At 70.2% G+C, this 19,748-nt stretch carries 16 protein-coding genes and 2 tRNA genes; 13 read left to right on the forward strand and 5 right to left on the reverse strand.

Translation table 11 applies throughout. The features are described 5' to 3' along the window. Positions 1-75 precede the first annotated feature (75 nt). Positions 76-1,554, reverse strand: coding sequence for an amino acid permease (locus ABT085_RS03365; RefSeq protein WP_351601277.1), 1,479 nt, complete (start codon positions 1,552-1,554; stop codon positions 76-78). 203 nt (positions 1,555-1,757) lie between these two features. Between ABT085_RS03365 and ABT085_RS03370 the strand changes: the two genes are divergently transcribed. Both ABT085_RS03370 and ABT085_RS03375 read left to right on the forward strand, forming a co-directional pair. Further along, complete coding sequence (locus tag ABT085_RS03370; protein WP_152894684.1) at positions 1,758-2,243, forward strand: ribose-5-phosphate isomerase; 486 nt, start codon at positions 1,758-1,760, stop codon at positions 2,241-2,243. Between the two features lie 101 nt (positions 2,244-2,344). Further along, the gene (locus ABT085_RS03375) at positions 2,345-3,163 is read left to right on the forward strand and encodes an Fpg/Nei family DNA glycosylase (RefSeq protein ID WP_351601281.1); all 819 of its coding nucleotides are present in this window, start codon (positions 2,345-2,347) and stop codon (positions 3,161-3,163) included. A 36-nt stretch (positions 3,164-3,199) separates the two neighbouring features. Here ABT085_RS03375 and ABT085_RS03380 read toward each other — a convergent pair whose 3' ends face one another. After that, on the reverse strand, positions 3,200-4,453 hold the full coding sequence (locus ABT085_RS03380) for a GNAT family N-acetyltransferase (RefSeq protein WP_351601284.1): 1,254 nt from the start codon (positions 4,451-4,453) through the stop codon (positions 3,200-3,202). 162 nt (positions 4,454-4,615) lie between these two features. On the opposite strand from ABT085_RS03380, the gene ABT085_RS03385 reads away from it, so the two are divergent. Further along, positions 4,616-5,794 (forward strand): PP2C family protein-serine/threonine phosphatase, encoded by a 1,179-nt coding sequence (locus tag ABT085_RS03385; protein ID WP_351601287.1) that lies wholly within the window; start codon positions 4,616-4,618, stop codon positions 5,792-5,794. Between the two features lie 8 nt (positions 5,795-5,802). Continuing rightward, positions 5,803-6,243, forward strand: coding sequence for an HD domain-containing protein (locus tag ABT085_RS03390; protein WP_351601290.1), 441 nt, complete (start codon positions 5,803-5,805; stop codon positions 6,241-6,243). Between the two features lie 160 nt (positions 6,244-6,403). On the opposite strand, the gene ABT085_RS03395 is transcribed toward ABT085_RS03390, so the two are convergent. Next, positions 6,404-7,486 carry an acyltransferase family protein gene (locus ABT085_RS03395; protein ID WP_351601364.1) on the reverse strand — a complete coding sequence of 361 codons (1,083 nt, stop codon included), beginning with the start codon at positions 7,484-7,486 and terminating at the stop codon, positions 6,404-6,406. 551 nt (positions 7,487-8,037) lie between these two features. Here ABT085_RS03395 and ABT085_RS03400 point away from each other — a divergent pair. Continuing rightward, positions 8,038-8,232, forward strand: a complete 195-nt coding sequence (locus ABT085_RS03400) for a hypothetical protein (RefSeq protein WP_069772786.1) — start codon at positions 8,038-8,040, stop codon at positions 8,230-8,232. Positions 8,233-8,439: 207 nt separating this feature from the next. Here the strand turns inward: ABT085_RS03400 and ABT085_RS03405 are convergent. Further along, positions 8,440-8,510, reverse strand: a tRNA-Gly gene (locus ABT085_RS03405). 139 nt (positions 8,511-8,649) lie between these two features. Between ABT085_RS03405 and ABT085_RS03410 the strand changes: the two genes are divergently transcribed. From ABT085_RS03410 to clpX, 5 genes are all read left to right on the forward strand, one after another. Next, positions 8,650-8,726, forward strand: a tRNA-Pro gene (locus ABT085_RS03410). A 183-nt stretch (positions 8,727-8,909) separates the two neighbouring features. Then, positions 8,910-10,301 (forward strand): trigger factor, encoded by a 1,392-nt coding sequence (gene tig, locus ABT085_RS03415; RefSeq protein ID WP_351601293.1) that lies wholly within the window; start codon positions 8,910-8,912, stop codon positions 10,299-10,301. 673 nt (positions 10,302-10,974) lie between these two features. Then, positions 10,975-11,583, forward strand: coding sequence for an ATP-dependent Clp protease proteolytic subunit (locus ABT085_RS03420; RefSeq protein WP_351601367.1), 609 nt, complete (start codon positions 10,975-10,977; stop codon positions 11,581-11,583). Between the two features lie 161 nt (positions 11,584-11,744). Next, entirely contained in the window at positions 11,745-12,425 is a 681-nt protein-coding gene (locus ABT085_RS03425) for an ATP-dependent Clp protease proteolytic subunit (protein ID WP_162469608.1), read from the forward strand. A gap of 194 nt (positions 12,426-12,619) precedes the next feature. Next, positions 12,620-13,906 (forward strand): ATP-dependent Clp protease ATP-binding subunit ClpX, encoded by a 1,287-nt coding sequence (clpX, locus tag ABT085_RS03430; RefSeq protein WP_351601297.1) that lies wholly within the window; start codon positions 12,620-12,622, stop codon positions 13,904-13,906. Between the two features lie 93 nt (positions 13,907-13,999). Here the strand turns inward: clpX and ABT085_RS03435 are convergent, their stop codons facing one another. Then, the gene (locus tag ABT085_RS03435) at positions 14,000-14,974 is read right to left on the reverse strand and encodes a hypothetical protein (RefSeq protein ID WP_351601300.1); all 975 of its coding nucleotides are present in this window, start codon (positions 14,972-14,974) and stop codon (positions 14,000-14,002) included. Between the two features lie 135 nt (positions 14,975-15,109). Between ABT085_RS03435 and ABT085_RS03440 the strand changes: the two genes are divergently transcribed. The 3 genes from ABT085_RS03440 to ABT085_RS03450 all read left to right on the forward strand — a co-directional run bounded on the left by ABT085_RS03440 (position 15,110) and on the right by ABT085_RS03450 (position 19,708). After that, entirely contained in the window at positions 15,110-17,734 is a 2,625-nt protein-coding gene (locus tag ABT085_RS03440; RefSeq protein ID WP_351601303.1) for a valine--tRNA ligase, read from the forward strand. An 88-nt stretch (positions 17,735-17,822) separates the two neighbouring features. Continuing rightward, entirely contained in the window at positions 17,823-19,343 is a 1,521-nt protein-coding gene (gene folC / locus ABT085_RS03445; RefSeq protein WP_351601306.1) for a bifunctional tetrahydrofolate synthase/dihydrofolate synthase, read from the forward strand. 8 nt (positions 19,344-19,351) lie between these two features. Beyond that, complete coding sequence (locus ABT085_RS03450; RefSeq protein WP_351601309.1) at positions 19,352-19,708, forward strand: DUF4233 domain-containing protein; 357 nt, start codon at positions 19,352-19,354, stop codon at positions 19,706-19,708. Positions 19,709-19,748 lie beyond the last annotated feature (40 nt).

Below are 19,748 nucleotides of genomic sequence, written 5' to 3' on the forward strand. Positions count from 1 at the left end.
CGGGGAACGCGGAAGGGGAGGGAACCCGCGGGTTCCCTCCCCTTCGGTTCACACCCGGCGTCCGGGCCGCGGGCCTCAGCCCACCGGCACCTCGTCGGCCGCGGCCGCGGCCTCGACGACGGCGGTCCGGCCGCCGCGGACCTTCTCCTTCACCAGGGCGATCACGATCACGACCGCCGCGACCCCCAGGGACAGCAGCACGGTCGTACGCCCGCTGCTCGCGCCCTCGGTGTCGGTCAGCATGTAGCCGAGCACGAAGACGATCAGCGCGGCCGCCGCCCAGGTCAGGTACGGGTACAGCCACATCTTCACGATGAGCTTCTCCGGCGCCTCGGCCTTGATGATCTTCCGCATGCGCAGCTGCGAGAAGCAGATCACCAGCCAGACGAACAGGGCGACCGCACCGGAGGAGTTGACGAGGAAGAGGAAGACCGAGTCCGGGAACTTGTAGTTGAAGAACACCGCGACGAAGCCGAAGGCGACGGAGGCCAGGATCGCCGCCCGCGGCACACCGCGGGAGGTGGTCCGCGCGAAGGCCCTGGGCGCGTCGCCGCGCTGGCCCAGCGAGAAGGCCATGCGGGAGGCCGTGTACAGGCCGGAGTTGAGGCAGGACAGCACCGAGGTCAGCACGATGAAGTTCATGATCTGACCGGCGTGCGCGATACCGAGGGAGTCGAGGGCGGCGACGTACGAGCCCTTCTCCTTGATCGACGGGTCGTTCCACGGCAGCAGGGAGACGACCACGAGGATCGAGCCGAGGTAGAAGACGCCGATCCGCCAGATGATGCTGTTGGTGGACTTCGTGACGGCCCGCTGCGGGTTCTCCGACTCGCCCGCGGCCAGGGTGGCGATCTCGCTGCCCATGAAGGAGAAGACGACGAGCAGCACACCCGTGAGGATGGCGCCCGGACCGTGGGGCAGGAATCCGCCGTGCTCGGTCAGGTTCCCGAGGCCGGCCTTGTCGCTGTGGACGCCGGGCAGCACACCGAATATGGCGAGCGCGCCGACGACGATGAACGCGCCGATGGCGACGACCTTGATCCCGGCGAACCAGAACTCGAACTCGCCGTAGGAGCTGACGGAGACCAGGTTGGTGGCGGTCAGCACCGCCATCACGATCAGCGCCCAGCCCCACTGGGGGACGCCGGGTATCCACGACTCCAGGATCTTGGCGCCGGCGGTGGCCTCCACGGCCAGCACGACGACCCAGAAGAACCAGTAGAGCCAGCCGATGGAGAACCCGGCCCAGCGGCCGAGCGCCCGGTCGGCGTGCGCGGAGAAGGAACCGGAGGTCGGGTTGGCCGCGGACATCTCGCCGAGCATCCGCATCACCAGCACGACGAGCGTGCCGACGAGTGCGTACGACAGGAGGATGCCGGGGCCCGCGGTGGCGATGCCGGAACTCGAGCCTACGAAGAGGCCGGCGCCGATGACGCCGCCGATGGCGATCATCGACAGGTGTCGGTTCTTGAGACCGGCGTGGAGAGAGGAACCGGGATCGCCGGATTCTCCGTGGCCGCTTCCGGTCTTCGGCAGGGTCGACTGCGAAGTCATGGGAGGGATTTCCTTTGCGCCACTCGAGGGGCTCCCGCACGAGCGGTGTACGGGACGGTCCAGCGAAACGGAGGGTTACGAATCCTGGAACCTTTGATTCCGGATCGTACGTCGGAAAAACCTAAGGTTCTGTAGCCCCGGTCACACCCGTCCGTCGCGCACCCAACGCTGCTGCCCCGCAACGCCCGTGTCACACTCGATCCATGCGCGTGTATCTCGGCTCCGACCATGCGGGCTTCGAACTCAAGAACCACCTCGTCGAATGGCTCAAGGAGGCGGGACACGAGCCCGTCGACTGCGGCCCCCACATCTACGACGCCCAGGACGACTACCCGCCCTTCTGCCTGCGCGCCGCGGAGCGCACGGCCGCGGACCCCGAGGCGCTCGGCATCGTCATCGGCGGCTCCGGCAACGGCGAGCAGATCGCCGCGAACAAGGTGAAGGGCGTGCGTGCGGCCCTCGCCTGGAGCGAGGAGACCGCGTCCCTTGGCCGCCAGCACAACAACGCGAACGTCGTCGCCGTGGGCGCGCGGATGCACAGCCAGGAGGAGGCGACGAAGTTCGTCGAGACCTTCCTCGGCACGCCGTTCTCCGGTGACGAGCGCCACATCCGCCGTATCGACATGCTCTCCGGCTACGAGACCACGGGCGACCTCCCGCCGATCCCGGCGCACCACCCGCAGCAGTAGCGGCAGACGCCCGGCCCCGGGGGTGACGCCCCCCGGGGTCCACAGGGCTCCACCGGTCGGGGGACCGGTACCGGCGTACGGGTGGGAAAGGACGACAGGACGTGCCAGAGGGGCACACGATTCACCGGCTCGCGCAGGACTACGCCGCCGCCTTCGCGGCCCGTGCCACGCGGGTCACCAGCCCTCAGGGCAGGTTCGGCGAGGCGGCAGCCCTTCTCGACGGCGCCGTCCTGCGCACCGCCGACGCCCACGGCAAGCACCTCTTCCTCGGCTTCCGCGACAGCGAGGACGCCGACTGGGTCCACATCCACCTCGGCCTCTTCGGCAAGGTCGACTTCGGCGACGCCCCCGCGCCGCCGCCCACGGACACCGTCCGGCTGCGCGTCGCCAACGACACCGCGTACGTCGACCTGCGCGGCCCCACCACCTGCGCGCTGATCACCCGCGCCGAGAAGCAGGCGATACACGACCGTCTCGGCCCCGACCCGCTGCGCGCCGACGCCGACCCGGCCGCCGCGTACGCCCGCGTGCGCCGCAGCCGTACGACGATCGCCGCGCTCCTCATGGACCAGAAGGTCATCGCCGGGGTGGGCAACGTCTACCGCGCCGAGGTCCTCTTCCGGCACCACATCGACCCCTACCGGGCGGGCCGGGACATCACCCCCGCCGAGTGGGACGCGATCTGGGGCGACCTGGCCGGGCTCATGCGCGAGGGCGTCCGCAACAACCGCATCGACACCGTCCGCCCGCAGCACACCCCGGAGGCGATGGGCCGTCCGCCCCGCGTCGACGACCACGGCGGCGAGGTCTACGTCTACCGCCGCGCCCGGCTGCCCTGCCACCTGTGCGGCGACGGGATCCGCACCGCCGACCTCGCCGCCCGCAACCTCTTCTGGTGCCCGACCTGCCAGCGGACCTGACCCGGGCCCGCCGACGGGCCGCCTGACCCGGCCGGCTCAGAACCCGTGCGGCAGCCAGGGGGCCACGAGCCCGCCGAACGCCGACGAGGCCTCGGCCAGGGCCCCTTGCCGCAGTTCGCGCACCCGGCCGGCCGCCGCCAGCGCGGCCAGTGACACCCCGCCGAGATACGCCGCCGCCAACTCCCGCACCGACAGGGCGAGATCGGCGGCGTCCGTGGTGCGGGCACAGGACGCGCCCTTCGCGTCCCCGGTCAGCCGCCAACGCCCCGCGTTCCACGGGCAGAAGGCGTCCTCGACCTCGAACACCACGTCCACCGGCGCCTGGTACGTCCGCGCCGCCAGTGCCGCCCCGACCTCCACCAGCCGTACGTACAACGCGTCCCGCAGCCCCAGTCGACACCGCCGGATGTCGGACACCTGGAACTGCCACGCCTCGTCGACCGGCCGTCCGCGCACCTTCAGCGAGGTCGTCAGGTCGATACCGAACAGGAAGCGCCACAGGGCCGCCTCCGACGCCGGATCGAGCGCGGCGAGATCCTGGAGGACCACCTGGCCGTCGTGCCCGGCGTCCGTCCAGCGCAGCGCGACCCGGAACCGGGCGTACCCGGTGGGCTCCCCGTCCCGCTCGGCGACCACGCACTGCAACGCCGACGCGCCGTCCCGGTCCTGCGCCGGGTCCAGCACTCCCACCCGGTCCCAGCCGGACTGCCGGGCCAGCATGCCCGCACGGGCCGGCACCGTCCGCGCGTACACCGTCTCGCACACGTCCAGGACGTCCGCCGGACGCTCGTACCGCAGACGTACGGCATCCGTGCCGTCCGGCACGGACAGCGTCGCGCGGCCGGTGTCGATCTCCGCGCTGATCCCGAACGTCGCCGGGGCGTACCCGAACCGGCCGTAGATCGCCGGCTCCGACGCGGTCAGCACCGCCAGCGGCTCGCCCCAGCTCCGCACATCGTCCAGCTGGCGTCGCATCATCGAGGTCAGCACCCCGCGCCGGCGGTGCGTGGCCGCCACGCCGACCATCGTGACGCCCGCCGCAGGCACCGAGGCGCCGCCCGGCACGGTCAGCCGGAACGCGTACGCCCCCGCCGACCCCACACAGCGGTCCCCGTCCCACACGGCGAGCGCGCGGTCGACGTCGATGAGCTCGTCGCGCCACAGCGCCACCACCTCGGCCGCCTGCTCGCCGCCGCCGAAGGCGCGCGTCAGGTTGCCGTACCACTGGTCCCAGTCGTCGCGCCGCAGCACCCGCAGCTCGGTCGCCCCCTCGGGCAGGTGAAGTGCCATGGGCCATGCGTACCAGGGCTTCGAGGGTCCGGCGAACGAATTTCCCCGTGCCCGACGCACGACGGCCTCCCGTGAAGTTCACTGTGAGGTCGAGGCTCGGACGGGGGACAAGCGGGACCTCCCGTGCCAAGCGGCAGGTCCGATGGATAGGGTCCCGAACTAATGGCAGCAGGACGAGAGCGGCGCGCAGCGGCCGAGACGTTCACGGCCCGGTTGAAGATGCAATGGCACCGGGCCCGCGTCGGCGTGCGCAGATCCGCCGTGGACTACTTCCGCGGCGACGGCTCGGACTGGATCGCGCTGGCCGGACTGCTGCTCACCATCCCGCTGATCGCGGCCACCACCCTCGCCAACTCGGTCTGGTGCTCACCGGCCGCGCTGGTCCTGCCGATCGTCGCCGGCGGCCTGCTGCTGCGCCCGGCGAGCCTGCTGGGCCTGTACGCGGCCGCGGCCACCGCGCTGATCGTGGAGTCCGTGAAACTGGGCCCCTACACCCAGGGGCCCTCCCGGGTCACCCCGGGCGTGGTCCTGGTCGTCGCCGCCTGCGGCTTCGTCGGACTACTGATCGCCCAGTTCCGCAGCCGGGTCGGCGTGCCCTGGCGGCGCGGCGGCACCATGCTGTTCGACCTGCGCGAACGCATCCGGGTGCAGAGCAAGCTGCCGAAGCTGCCCCGCGGCTGGCACCGCGAGATGGCGCTGCGCCCGGCGGGCGGCCAGTCCTTCTCCGGCGACTTCGTGGTCGCGGCCCGCACCAACGGCGGCCGCACCATGGAGGTCGTGCTGACCGACGTGTCGGGCAAGGGCATGGACGCGGGCTCCCGCGCCCTGCTGCTGTCGGGCGCGTTCGGGGGTCTGCTCGGCTCCCTGCCGCCGCACGCCTTCCTGCCGGCCGCCAACGGCTACCTGCTGCGCCAGGACTGGGACGAGGGCTTCGCGACCTCCATCCACCTGGTCCTGGACCTGGACTCCGGCGACTACGAGCTCTACTCCGCCGGACACCCGCCGGGCCTCCAGCTCAGCGCGGGCAGCGGCCGCTGGGAGGAGAAGGCCGCCGAGGGCCCGCTCCTCGGTGTCTACGACGGCGCCCGGTTCGACCCGGTCAAGGGCTCCCTGCGCCCCGGCGACGTGCTGATGCTGTTCACCGACGGCCTGGTCGAGACCTCCGACCGCGACATCGTCGAGGGCATCGACCGGCTGACCGGCGCCGCCGACCGCTATGTGGCCGGCGGCTTCCAGGGTGCCGCCTGGCACCTCATCGAGGCGGTGGCGAAGGACGTCAACGACGACCGGGCGCTGCTGCTGGTCTGCCGCGAGGGCCCGACCGCGGCGGCCGTCCGGTGACGGCGGCCATGCTGAGCCTCGCCGAGGTGGAGGCGCTGGCCCGGGCGGCCCACCAGGGACAGACCGACAAGGCGGGACGGCCGTACGCCGAACACCTGCGGGCCGTCGCCGACGGCGTGCGCGCACGCGGCGGGGACGACGAACAGATCGCGGCGGCCTGGCTGCACGACTCCGTCGAGGACGGCGCGCTGTCCGCGCGATGGCTGCACGAGGCCGCGCTGAGCGCGCGCACCAAGGACATCGTGCTCGCCGTCACCAAGCGGACCGGGGAGGACCCGGCGGCGTACGCGGGGCGCGTCCTCGCCACGCCCGGGGCGCTGCTGGTGAAGGAGGCGGACCTGGCGCACAACGCGGACCCGGCGCGCCTGGCGGTCCTCGACCCGGCCACCCGGGACCGGCTGACCGAGAAGTACGCCCACATGCGCCGACTCCTCGGCCTCACACCCTGAGGACACGCTCTGAAGCGGCGCCCCGAAGACGCGCCCCGAAGGGGTGCTCTTCAGGGGCGCGGGGAACTGCGCGACCAGCCACGACGAACCCGCGGACGCAACTCGGCGGACGCCCGACGGCGCTCGGCGAAGCGGAGTCCAAAAGCACCCAGCGGAGCGCCTACGCACCGACCTTCACGCGTTCACGCGCCACTTCCGCCGCGTCCCGCTTGAAGGCCCACGCCATCGTCGGCTCCATCGCGAACCGGAACACCCGCTGCACGGGCGGGGTGCACAGCAGGGTGACGGCCGCGGCCGCGAGGACGCTGACGAGGATCTCGCCGAGCGGCCGGTGCAGCCGGCTGTGCTCGAACCAGCCGCGGTACTCACCGGCCTTGATCAGGAAGCCGTGCAGCAGATAGCCGTAGAGCGTGCCCGCGCCGAGCGCCGTGAACCACAGCCTGCGGCCCGGTACCCAGGCGAAGAAGCAGGCGGTCAGCACCAGCGAGCAGCCGAACAGCGCCAGCTGCATCACCGGCCCGGCCCACCAGGGCGCGGCCAGCTCCTGTGCGGCGTCGCGGTGGTAGAGCCACGCGGCGTTCATCCGCGGCACCGCCCACCAGCCGAAGGCCAGCGCGAACGCGAACACCGGGACGGCGGCGATACGCACCGAGCGGCGGCGCACCAGCCGGAAGTGCTCCGGCTTCAGGCACAGCCCCAGCACGAAGAACGGCAGGAACTGAAGGACGCGTTGCAGGTCCAGGTCGTCGCCGATGGCCGGGGTGACGGACGCGAGCGCGGCCACGCCGAGCGCGACCGGCAGCGGATGGCGCACCAGCTTCCAGATCGGCGTGGTGAGCCGCCAGATGAACAGGGCGCACAGGAACCAGGTCAGGTACCAGGGGTCGAGGAGGCTGATCTCCTGGTCCGGGGCGTGGTCCACGACCCGCCTGAACAGCGGGTAGGCCGTCTCGAAGAGGACGTACGGCACCAGGACACCGGTCACGAGCCGCTTCAGCCGGTCCGGGCGCGCGTCGAAACTCCGGGAGAAGAAGCCGGAGATGATGATGAACGCGGGCATGTGGAACGCGTACACGACCATGTACACGCCCTGGAGGATCCGGCTGTCGCCCTTCAGCGGCTCCCAGGAGTGGGCCACGGCCACCAGCACGATCGCCAGGTACTTGGCGTTGTCGAAGAACGAGTCGCGCTGCTTGGGCCGATTCTGCGGTTGATCGCCGGACTCGTGCTGCTTGTTCTGCATGTCCGGCTTGTCCTGGTTGTTCTGATCCTGCTGAACATGCGGCGAGGGCGAGGCGGCGTGGAACATTTGAGGCACCCTAGCGTCGTGTGTGGGTTTCCGTAAAACACCCCACGTCAATACGGTTTATGGGCTCCGGGTACCCCGCAATTTCCCCAAGTCGACTTCGGTGTCGGCGTGATGGCGCCCACATGGTCGGCGCTCCGGCGCGGAGGTTCCTCCCTCGATGTCGCAATTCATCCATCCGAAAGGGTGCATACCGGCGCTGGTGGGGGTGCTTGCCGCGACCCCCGGCCGGTAAATCGAATTGGCTGTGCGCGGGCTGTGCGGATACCGAAACGATCTCTGCAATTTCCTGTGCGAGTGGAGCCTCGAATTGCTGTGCCCGCCCCGTCCGGCGCCCTTTCGCGCGAACGCCCGGGCCCGGTTCCGGCCGATGATGCGTCACGGGCCGCATACGCGGGCCGTGTTGGTGGCACGATGGTTCTGGCGGGGGTGCGCGATGCCGGCATCCCCAGGCCGGGAGAGCGGACCGACCGAGGGTGTGATCAGTTGTGGCCATTTCACTGTCCGTGGTGCTGCTGTTGGCGATCATCCTGGTGGTGTTGATCCGGGGCGGCTCGATCAAGGCGGGGCCCGCGATCGTCGCGATCCTGTTCGGCTTCTTCCTCGCCTCGACCGGCATGGCCCCGTCGATAAACCGTTTCCTGAACTCGCTCGCGGACACGATCAACTCGATCAACTTCTGAGCCGGCCGTTCCGGCGGGGCCGCTCGGCCCGGGGCGCGCGGGAGCGATGGCGTGTGCGCCGGAGCGGGAGACGGTGCGCCCGGCAGCACCCCGGGGCGCAAAGGAGTGATCTCGGGCGAGTCGAAGTGATCTCGGTTCCGGCGCCGGCAAACGCATCAGGGCCCGGTCGGAAGATCACTCTTCGGACCGGGCCCTGGATGCGTACAGAGCGGGCGACGGGAATCGAACCCGCGTAGCTAGTTTGGAAGACTAGGGCTCTACCATTGAGCTACGCCCGCGCGGATGTGTCGCAGGTCGGGTGACCGCGGCACACAGGCATCGTAGCGGTTCGCACGCGCTCACCGCACACTCCCTACGTCCGCCTGAAATACGGCAGCCCCGCTGCCTGCGGGCATGTACCCTACGTCTCGCACCAGACGGGGTGTGGCGCAGCTTGGTAGCGCGTCCGCTTTGGGAGCGGAAGGCCGTGGGTTCAAATCCCGCCACCCCGACCATCCGGACGGCAGTCCGGACGGATCACCCTCGCGTGATCGCCTTTGGGGGCGGGTAGCCGCTGCGGTTACTATGCAAGCTGCGCGCCCGTGTGTCTCTTGTTCTGAAGTCTCCGGGCGACGAAATCCGCCGGACCCGTCGGGTCCCGGCAGAAACCAAGAAGTCAGCCACAAGGAGACCGAACCGTGAAGAGCGCCGTGGAGACCCTGAACCCGACCCGGGTTCGGCTCACTGTCGAGGTGCCCTTCGAGGAGCTCAAGGACAGCCTCGACGCGGCGTACAAGAAGATCAACCAGCAGGTCACGGTGAAGGGCTTCCGCAAGGGCAAGATCCCGGCCCGGGTCATCGACCAGCGGTTCGGCCGCGGCGCCGTGCTGGAGGAGGCCGTCAACGACGCGCTCCCGAAGTTCTACACGGAGGCGGTCAACGAGGCCGAGCTCGCCGTGCTGGGCCAGCCCGAGGTCGACATCACGGAGCTGAAGGACGGCGAGACGCTGAACTTCACCGCCGAGGTCGACATCCGCCCGGCCCTGGAGATCCCGGACTTCTCCGGCATCGAGGTCGAGGTGGACGCCGTCGAGGTGTCGGACGAGGACGTCGAGAAGTCGGTGGAGCAGCTCCGTGAGCGCTTCGCCTCGACGAGCCCCGTCGAGCGCGCCGCCGAGGACGGCGACGTCGTCACCATCGACCTGCAGGCGAAGGTGGACGGCGAGGTCCTCGAGGACGGCGTCGCCGAGGGTGTCTCGTACACCATCGGTTCCGGCGAGCTGCTGGAAGGCATCGACGAGGCCGTGAAGGGCCTGGAGGCCGGTGGCGAGGCCACCTTCACCTCCGAGCTCAAGGGCGGCTCGGCGGCCGGCAAGGAGGCCGAGGTCACCGTCAAGGTCACCCAGGTCGCCGCCCGCGAACTGCCCGAGCTGGACGACGAGTTCGCGCAGCTCGCCTCCGAGTTCGACACCCTCGACGAGCTCAAGGGCGACAGCCGCAAGCGCCTCGAGAACATGAAGCAGTACGACCAGGCCACGCAGGCCCAGGAGCGCGTCCTGGAGAAGCTGCTCGAGCTGGTCGAGGTCCCGGTCCCCGAGAAGCTGCTCGAGGACGAGATCAACACCCGTAAGCACAACCTCGAGCACCACCAGCTCGGCCAGATGGGCCTCGACCTCGCGAAGTACCTGGAGATCCAGGGCAAGACCGAGGAGGAGTTCGACGCCGAGACCAACGAGGCCGCGGTCAAGGGCATCAAGACCCAGTTCGTGCTGGACGAGCTCGTCAAGCGCGAGAACCTGAACGTCAACCAGGAGGAGCTCACCGAGCACCTCATGCGCCGCGCCGCGTCCTCCGGCATGTCCCCCGACCAGTTCGCCCAGGCGGTCGTCGAGGGCGGCCAGGTTCCGCTCCTGGTCGGCGAGGTCGCCCGCGGCAAGGCCCTGGCCCTGGTCGTCGAGGCCGCCACGGTCAAGGACACCAACGGCGAGATCGTCGACCTGGACGACGAGGAGGAGGCCGAGGAGGCCGCCGCCGAGACGGTCGAGGCCGTCGTCGAGGCCGCCGAGGTCGAGGAGAAGCCCGAGGCCTGAGCCTCGCGCCGCTTCTGACACACGCAGGACGAAGGGCCCCGGGACGCACTGCGCCCCGGGGCCCTTCGCCGTAGCTCCGTGCGCCCGTGCGCCCGTGCGCCCGTGCAAGCGGCTGCCCGGCTGCCCGGCTGCCCGTGCGCCCGTACAACCGGCTGCCCGGCTGCCCGGCTGCCCGGCTGCCCGTACAACCGGCTGCCCGGACGCCCGGCAGGCGAGTCGCCCAGCCATCGCTCGCCCGCTCGCCCCTGCACCCGCCCGCTCGCCCGCCAGGGAACCGTGAGACCGGCCGGCCGTCCGCGAACCGCGCGCACGGGCCCGGGGCGGCTCCGGCCGTGCGGCCGCCCGCCCGGCCGCCCGGGCTGCGGTCGCCCGGGAACCGTGAGACCGTGTGGCCGGGCGGACGTCCCGCGAGCCGCGAGACCGTACGCCCCGCGGCCACCGGCGCCGCGGAAGACCCCCGCAGCCCGCATTCCGCCCCGCCCGGCCGGGCGACCTGCGCTCACAGCGAACAGTTCCCTTTGCGGGATTCCCCGAAGGGACCCGCGCGTTAGGGTCCATGAGTACGAGGGCAGGGGAGTCCCCGGAAACGGCCGGACGGCCCTGCGCCCCGGCAGTACACGTGAGACGGCCCGGCGCCGTCGTAAGACGAGCAGGTGGATACGTGACGAATCTGATGCCCTCCGCCGCCGGCGAGCCTTCCATCGGTGGTGGCCTCGGCGACCAGGTCTACAACCGGCTGCTCAACGAGCGGATCATCTTCCTCGGCCAGCCGGTCGACGACGACATCGCGAACAAGATCACCGCACAGCTCCTTCTCCTGGCCGCCGATCCGGACAAGGACATTTTTCTGTACATCAACAGCCCCGGCGGTTCGATCACGGCCGGCATGGCGATCTACGACACGATGCAGTTCATCAAGAACGACGTGGTGACCATCGCCATGGGTCTCGCGGCCTCGATGGGCCAGTTCCTGCTCAGCGCGGGCACGCCCGGCAAGCGCTTCGCGCTGCCGAACGCCGAGATCCTGATCCACCAACCCTCCGCGGGCCTGGCCGGCTCGGCCTCCGACATCAAGATCCACGCCGAGCGGCTGCTGCACACCAAGAAGCGCATGGCCGAGCTGACCTCCCAGCACACCGGTCAGACGGTCGAGCAGGTCACCCGCGACTCGGACCGCGACCGCTGGTTCGACGCCTTCGAGGCCAAGGAGTACGGCCTCATCGACGACGTCATCCCGACGGCCGCCGGCATGCCGGGCGGCGGCGGTACCGGAGCGGCTTAGTACGGGCCCATTCGGGCCCGTACCAAGCCCGGCTTCCATGGGTGGCCCGCCGTGGTCCCCTGGCGGCCCTGTGCGGGTCCGTTGACAGGGCTTGGTCCCTCTTTGGGGCCGCACGCCGTTTCAGCCGTCAGCCACCGCCCCAGCCCCTCTCAGGAGACACCGTGAACGACTTCCCCGGCAGCAGCCTCTACGACGGTGCGCGCGCCCAGTACACCGGGCCCTCGGCCGAGTCCCGCTACGTCATCCCGCGCTTCGTGGAGCGCACCTCCCAGGGCATCCGCGAGTACGACCCGTACGCGAAGCTCTTCGAGGAGCGCGTGATCTTCCTCGGCGTGCAGATCGACGACGCCTCCGCCAACGACGTCATGGCGCAGCTGCTGTGCCTGGAGTCGATGGACCCCGACCGTGACATCTCGGTCTACATCAACAGCCCCGGCGGCTCCTTCACCGCGCTGACTGCGATTTACGACACCATGCAGTTCGTGAAGCCGGACATCCAGACCGTCTGCATGGGGCAGGCGGCCTCCGCCGCGGCGATCCTCCTCGCGGCCGGTACGCCGGGCAAGCGCATGGCCCTGCCGAACGCGCGCGTGCTGATCCACCAGCCCTACAGCGAGACCGGCCGCGGCCAGGTCTCGGACCTCGAGATCGCCGCGAACGAAATCCTGCGGATGCGCGCGCAGCTGGAGGAGATGCTGGCCAAGCACTCCACCACGCCGATCGAGAAGATCCGCGAGGACATCGAGCGCGACAAGATCCTCACGGCCGAGGACGCGCTCGCGTACGGCCTGGTCGACCAGATCATCTCCACCCGGAAGATGAACAACAGCAGCGTCCGCTGACGCTCAGGCATGTATCGTCTGCCGCCCCTTGGCAGGATCGCACGCCGTGCGCGGCAAGGTGCACGACAAAGTGAACCGTGCCAAGGGGGGCCCGAACGGGGGGCTCGGCAAGGTACCGTCGGACATAAGGCAGCACCAGGAGCCGCTGGACTCGTAAGAGTCCAGGCGTCTCCCAGGCGAAGGGGAAGCACACCGTGGCACGCATCGGTGACGGCGGCGATCTGCTCAAGTGCTCGTTCTGCGGCAAGAGCCAGAAGCAGGTCAAGAAGCTCATCGCAGGCCCCGGTGTGTACATCTGCGACGAGTGCATCGATCTCTGCAACGAGATCATCGAGGAAGAGCTCGCGGAGACGAGCGAGGTGCGCTGGGAGGAACTCCCCAAGCCCCGCGAGATCTTCGAGTTCCTCGAGGGGTACGTCGTAGGCCAGGACGCGGCCAAGAAGGCCCTGTCCGTCGCGGTGTACAACCACTACAAGCGGGTCCAGGCCGGTGAGAACGGCGGCGGTCAAAGCCGCGAGGACGCCATCGAGTTGGCGAAGTCCAACATCCTGCTGCTGGGTCCCACGGGCTCCGGCAAGACGCTCCTCGCGCAGACCCTCGCCCGTATGCTCAACGTCCCGTTCGCCATCGCCGACGCGACGGCGCTGACGGAGGCCGGCTATGTCGGCGAGGACGTCGAGAACATCCTGCTCAAGCTGATCCAGGCGGCCGACTACGACGTCAAGAAGGCCGAGACCGGGATCATCTACATCGACGAGATCGACAAGGTCGCACGCAAGAGCGAGAACCCGTCGATCACGCGTGACGTGAGCGGCGAGGGTGTGCAGCAGGCGCTGCTGAAGATCCTGGAGGGCACCACGGCCTCGGTCCCGCCGCAGGGCGGCCGTAAGCACCCGCACCAGGAGTTCATCCAGATCGACACGACGAACGTCCTGTTCATCGTGGGCGGCGCCTTCGCGGGCCTGGAGAAGCTCATCGAGTCCCGGGCCGGCGCCAAGGGCATCGGCTTCGGCGCGACGATCCGCTCCAAGCGCGAGCTGGAGGCCAAGGACCAGTTCGAGGACGTCATGCCCGAGGACCTGGTCAAGTTCGGCATGATCCCCGAGTTCATCGGCCGTCTGCCGGTCATCACCTCGGTGCACAACCTCGACCGCGAGGCGCTCCTCCAGATCCTGGTCGAGCCGCGCAACGCGCTCGTGAAGCAGTACCAGCGTCTGTTCGAACTGGACGGCGTGGAGCTGGACTTCGAGCGGGAGGCGCTGGAGGCCATCGCCGACCAGGCGATCCTGCGCCAGACCGGCGCCCGCGGACTGCGCGCCATCATGGAGGAAGTCCTCATGTCGGTGATGTACGAGGTCCCGTCCCGCAAGGACGTGGCCCGTGTCGTCATCACGGCGGACGTCGTTCACTCGAACGTGAACCCGACGCTGATCCCGCGCGACGCCCGCGGCCGCGGCCCGGGGGAGCAGAAGACGGCGTAACCGCCGCACCGCGTACGGGAAAGGGGCCCCGGTCGGCAGACCGGGGCCCCTTTCGCCGTCGCGGCGGGCCCTTTCGGGCCCGCCGGAACCGGCTCACGCCTTGACGCGCACCTCGCCGCGGAACTTCGCGGTCAGCTCGGCGGCGCCCGCCAGGTCGGCGGCCTTGCCGGACATCGCGTCCGCCATGTCGACGTGGATCACGACGCCCAGCGTGCTGCGGTCGCCCCAGATGCACACCGGCATGCTGATCTCGCTCGGCCCGGCCGCCGCGCCGGACGACGAGTCGTCGCCCTTGACCTTGGTCTCCTGGCACTTGAGGACCGCGCCGTCGAGACCGGCCGGCGTGTAGGCCTTCGGGCTGCCGACGACCTCGCCCTCGTCGGCGCCGGCGTTCTTCTTCATGTCGGCGAACATCGCGTCGACGACCGCCTCCGGGTCGTCGATCTCGCCGTACACGCCCATGAAGTTGACCATCTTCATGGCCAGGTAGTTGGTCTCGTCCCCGGACTGGTAACCGGCGTGCACGTCCTTGGCGTTCTTCACGCCGTGCTTCTCGGCGTCCTTGACGTCGTTCTTGTCGAAGCCGCCGCTGTCGGCGTCGGCGGACTTCTTGTAGTCCGTGAGCACCGTCGCCGGGGTGGTCAGCTTGTGCGGGCCGTCGTCGGCGATGTCCGAGCCACCGCTGCCGCTGCCGCCGAGCACCATGTACGCGCCGACCGCGATCGCGGCCACGACCGCCACGGCGCCGAGGACGATCGCCGTCTTCTTCCCGCCGCCACCGGGCGCGGGCGGCTGCGGGACGCCGTAGGGCTGCTGGCCGTACGGAGGCTGACCGTAGGGCGGCTGCTGGCCGTACGGGTTCGGCTGCTGCGGCACGCCCTGCGGGGCCTGCTGCGGGTAGCCGTAACCGGGCTGGGCGGGCGGGGTCTGCTGGGGGTAGCCGTAGCCGGGCTGAGGGGCCTGCGGCGGCTGGCCGTACGGGCCGGGCTGGCCGTAGGGACCCGGCTGACCGTACGGTCCGGGCTGCTGGGGCTGCCCGCCGTACGGGCCCGGCTGGTTGTGACTCATTACTGGGTTCCCCTCCAGAGCTTATGTGTTCCTGACATCCTGGCTCAGGCACAGCCGGCCCATGGCGTCGGGGGCGCCACCGTTACAGACCAAATGCGTTTCGGGACCACCGTGTGACACCCCTAAACTGACCCCGTGACCGACAACGCTCAGCAGCAGCCATCAGCGACCCACACCGAACTGCCGACCCAGTACGCGCCGGCCGACGTAGAGGGGCCGCTGTACGAGCGCTGGGTGGAGCGGGGTTACTTCGAGGCGGACGCGAAGAGCGACAAGCCCGCGTACACCGTCGTCATCCCGCCGCCGAACGTCACGGGCAGCCTGCACCTCGGGCACGCCTTCGAGCACACCCTCATCGACGCCCTCACCCGCCGCAAGCGCATGCAGGGCCACGAGACGCTGTGGCAGCCCGGCATGGACCACGCCGGCATCGCCACGCAGAACGTCGTCGAGCGCGAGCTCGGCAAGGAGGGCAAGTCCCGGCACGACCTCGGCCGGGAGGCGTTCGTCGAGCGCGTCTGGCAGTGGAAGGCCGAGTCCGGCGGGCAGATCTCCGGCCAGATGCGCCGCCTCGGCGACGGTGTCGCCTGGTCGCGCGAACGCTTCACCATGGACGAGGGTCTCTCCCAGGCCGTCCAGACCATCTTCAAGCGGCTCTACGACGACGAGCTGATCTACCGGGCCGAGCGCATCATCAACTGGTGCCCGCGCTGCCTGACCGCGATCTCCGACATCGAGGTCGAGTACCAGGACGACGACGGCGAGCTCGTCTCGATGAAGTACGGGGAGGGCGAGGAGACCATCGTCGTCGCCACCACCCGTGCCGAGACGATGCTCGGCGACACCGCCGTCGCCGTCCACCCCGAGGACGAGCGCTACAAGCACCTGGTCGGCAAGCTCATCAAGCTGCCGCTGACCGACCGTTCCATCCCGGTCGTCGCCGACGAGCACGTCGACCCCGAGTTCGGCACGGGTGCCGTCAAGGTCACCCCGGCCCACGACCCGAACGACTTCGAGATCGGCCAGCGGCACGACCTGCCCGCCATCACGGTCATGGACGAGCACGCGGTCATCACCGTGCACGGCCCGTTCCAGGGCCTGGACCGCTTCGAGGCCCGCTCGGCGATCGTCGCCGCGCTGCGCGCCGAGGGCCGGATCGTCGCCGAGAAGCGTCCGTACGTCCACTCCGTCGGCCACTGCTCGCGCTGCAAGACCACCATCGAGCCGCGCCTGTCGATGCAGTGGTGGGTCAAGGTCGGCCCGCTCGCGAAGGCCGCCGGTGACGCGGTCCGCGACGGCAAGGTCAAGATCCACCCGCAGGAGATGGAGAAGCGGTACTTCGACTGGGTCGACAACCTGCACGACTGGTGCATCTCGCGCCAGCTGTGGTGGGGCCACCGCATCCCGGTCTGGTACGGCCCGAACGGCGAGGTCGTCTGTGTCGGCCCCGACGAGGAGGCGCCGTCCGGCGAGGGCTGGCGTCAGGACACCGACGTCCTGGACACCTGGTTCTCCTCCGGCCTGTGGCCGTTCTCCACGCTGGGCTGGCCCGAGCAGACCGAGAGCCTCGCGAAGTTCTACCCGAACTCCGTCCTGGTCACCGGCTACGACATCCTCTTCTTCTGGGTCGCCCGGATGATGATGTTCGGCCTGTACGCGATGGACGGCACCCCGCCGTTCCACACCATCGCCCTGCACGGCATGGTCCGCGACCAGTTCGGCAAGAAGATGTCGAAGTCCTTCGGCAACGCGGTCAACCCGCTGGACTGGATGGACAAGTACGGCTCCGACGCGCTCCGGTTCACCCTCGCGCGCGGTGCCAACCCCGGCGTCGACGTCCCGATCGGCGAGGACTGGGTCCAGGGCTCGCGCAACTTCGCCAACAAGATCTGGAACGCCACGCGCTTCGCGCTGATGAACGGCGCCACGGTCGACGGCCCGCTGCCGGCGCCGGAGAAGATGTCGGCGACCGACCGCTGGATCCTGTCCCGCCTGAACGCGGTCGTCGCCGAAGTCGACGCGCTCTACGAGGACTTCCAGTTCGCCAAGCTGTCGGACGCCCTGTTCCACTTCGCCTGGGACGAGGTCTTCGACTGGTACGTCGAGCTGTCCAAGACGACGTTCCAGGCGGGCGGCGAGCCGGCCGAGGTCAGCAAGCGCGTCCTCGGCGAGGTCCTCGACGTCACGCTGCGGCTGCTGCACCCGGTGGTCCCGTTCGTCACCGAGACCCTCTGGACCACCCTCACCGGCGGCGAGTCGGTCGTCGTCGCCGAGTGGCCCACGGACAGCGGCTTCCGTGACGCCGACGCGGAGCGGGAGATCGAGAGCCTCCAGTCGGTCATCACCGAGGTCCGGCGCTTCCGTGCCGACCAGGGACTCCAGCCCGGCCAGCGGGTCCCGGCCCGGCTGACCCTCGACGGCACGCCGTTCGCCCCGCACGAGGCGGCGATCCGCCAGCTGCTGCGGCTCCAGCCGGAGGGCGACGCCTTCACCGCCACGGCGACGCTGCCGGTCGCGGGCGCCGAGGTGGCCCTCGACCTGTCCGGCACGATCGACGTGGCGGCCGAGCGCAAGCGCCTCGCGAAGGACCTGGCCGCCGCGGAGAAGGAGAAGGCCCAGGCGAACGCCAAGCTCGGCAACGAGGCGTTCCTCGCCAAGGCCCCGGACAACGTGGTGGACAAGATCCGCACCCGCCTGGCCAAGGCGGACGAGGACATCGCCCGCATCCAGGCCCAGCTGGACCGCCTCCCGGCGGCCTGACGACCCGTACGTCCGCGAAGGCCCCCGGAACCACTCGTTCCGGGGGCCTTCGTCCGCGTCTGTCGGTCATGCTCCGTAGACTGGCGGCGTGAGCGAGCTCCCTCCAGACAGCAGCGACCAGCCCGACGCCCGCGACTCCTTCGAGGAGATCGTCGAGGCGGAGACGGACCGCGACCCGGACCTCGCGGTGATCGAGGCCGGCAGCCGTACCCTGCGCACCCAGGGCGGGCCGCCGCAGCCCGACGTGCCCGCCCGGCCCGAGGACCCCGAGGTCGACCGGGCCCTGCGCGAGGTCGAGACGGAGCTCGCGACCCGCTGGGGCGAGACCAAGCTGGAGCCGTCCGTCACCCGGATCTCCGCGCTGATGGACGTCCTCGGGGACCCGCAGCGGGCGTACCCGTCGATCCACATCACGGGGACGAACGGCAAGACCTCCACCGCCCGCATGATCGAGGCCCTGCTCGGCGCCTTCGAGCTGCGCACCGGCCGCTACACCTCCCCGCACGTGCAGTCGATCACCGAGCGCATCAGCATGGACGGCGGTCCGATCCCCGCCGAGCGGTTCGTGGAGACGTACCAGGACATCAAGCCGTACGTCGAGATGGTCGACGCCCAGCAGGAGTACCGGCTGTCCTTCTTCGAGGTGCTGACCGGCATGGCGTACGCGGCCTTCGCGGACGCGCCGGTGGACGTCGCCGTGGTCGAGGTGGGCATGGGCGGCAGCTGGGACGCCACCAACGTCATCGACGGTGACGTCGCCGTGGTCACTCCCATCTCCCTGGACCACACCGACCGGCTCGGCGCGACGCCCGGCGAGATCGCCGCCGAGAAGGCCGGCATCGTCAAGCAGGGGGCCACGGTCATCCTGGCCCAGCAGCCGGTCGACGCGGCGCAGGTGCTGCTGAAGAAGGCCGTGGAGGTGGACGCCACGGTGGCCCGGGAAGGCCTGGAGTTCGGCGTGGTGGCCCGCCAGGTCGCCGTCGGCGGGCAGTTGCTCACCCTGCGCGGGCTGGGCGGCGAGTACCCCGAGGTGTATCTGCCCCTGCACGGCGCCCACCAGGCGCACAACGCGGCCGTCGCGCTCGCCGCCGTCGAGGCGTTCTTCGGCGTCGGTTCGCAGCGCGCGGAGACGCTGGACCCGGACACGGTCCGCAGGGCCTTCGCGGCCGTCACCTCGCCCGGACGCCTCGAAGTCGTACGGCAGTCGCCCACGGTCGTCCTGGACGCGGCGCACAACCCGGCGGGCGCGCAGGTCACGGCCGAGGCGATCGGCGAGGCGTTCGACTTCAGCCGGCTGATCGGCGTGGTCGGGGCCAGCGGCGACAAGGACGTGCGTGGGTTGCTGGAGGCCTTCGAGCCGATCTTCGCGGAGATCGTCGTCACGCAGAACTCCAGCCATCGCTCGATGGACACCGACGAACTCGCCGCGATCGCCGTGGAGGTGTTCGGCGACGAGCGTGTCCAGGTCGAACCGCGGCTGCCCGACGCCCTGGAGGCCGCGATCACGCTGGCCGAGGAGGAGGGCGAGTTCTCCGGCGGCGGTGTGCTCGTCACCGGTTCCGTCATCACGGTCGGCGAGGCCCGGCTGCTGCTCCTGGGAAGGGACTGACTTCTTCCGTGCGTACGCTCTGTTCCTCGACCCTGATCGGCGAGGCCTTCGTCATCGGCTTCGCCGGTCTGGTCGCGATGAAGGACCCCGACCTGTCGATGTCGACCGTGTGGACGGTCAGCGGCATCGCGATGTTCCTGTGCGTGGTGCTGTGCGGCATGGTGACCAGGCCGGGCGGGGTCGCCCTGGGTTGGGCGCTCCAGATCGCGCTGGTCGCCTCCGGTTTCGTCGTACCGACGATGTTCTTCCTCGGGGTGCTGTTCGCCGCGCTGTGGTGGGCCTCGGTGCACTACGGGCGGAAGATCGACGAGGCGAAGGCGAGATTCGCGGCGCAGGCGGAGCCGTCCGCGGCTGACGCTGCGTGACGGTCGTCCGAACACGCCCTGTAACCTCATCCCACCGCAC

Origin of the sequence: Streptomyces sp. NPDC002265 (genome assembly GCF_040296125.1) — a bacterium.
Lineage (GTDB): Bacteria > Actinomycetota > Actinomycetes > Streptomycetales > Streptomycetaceae > Streptomyces.

What these genes read in the sequence shown, in the direction of transcription:
- ABT085_RS03365 (WP_351601277.1), bottom strand. Translation starts at nt 1,554, where the DNA reads ATGACTTCGCAGTCGACCCTGCCGAAGACCGGAAGCGGCCACGGAGAA.
- ABT085_RS03370 (WP_152894684.1), top strand. Translation starts at nt 1,758, where the DNA reads ATGCGCGTGTATCTCGGCTCCGACCATGCGGGCTTCGAACTCAAGAAC.
- ABT085_RS03380 (WP_351601284.1), bottom strand. Translation starts at nt 4,453, where the DNA reads ATGGCACTTCACCTGCCCGAGGGGGCGACCGAGCTGCGGGTGCTGCGG.
- ABT085_RS03385 (WP_351601287.1), top strand. Translation starts at nt 4,616, where the DNA reads ATGGCAGCAGGACGAGAGCGGCGCGCAGCGGCCGAGACGTTCACGGCC.
- ABT085_RS03390 (WP_351601290.1), top strand. Translation starts at nt 5,803, where the DNA reads ATGCTGAGCCTCGCCGAGGTGGAGGCGCTGGCCCGGGCGGCCCACCAG.
- ABT085_RS03395 (WP_351601364.1), bottom strand. Translation starts at nt 7,486, where the DNA reads ATGCAGAACAAGCAGCACGAGTCCGGCGATCAACCGCAGAATCGGCCC.
- ABT085_RS03420 (WP_351601367.1), top strand. Translation starts at nt 10,975, where the DNA reads ATGCCCTCCGCCGCCGGCGAGCCTTCCATCGGTGGTGGCCTCGGCGAC.
- ABT085_RS03435 (WP_351601300.1), bottom strand. Translation starts at nt 14,974, where the DNA reads ATGAGTCACAACCAGCCGGGCCCGTACGGCGGGCAGCCCCAGCAGCCC.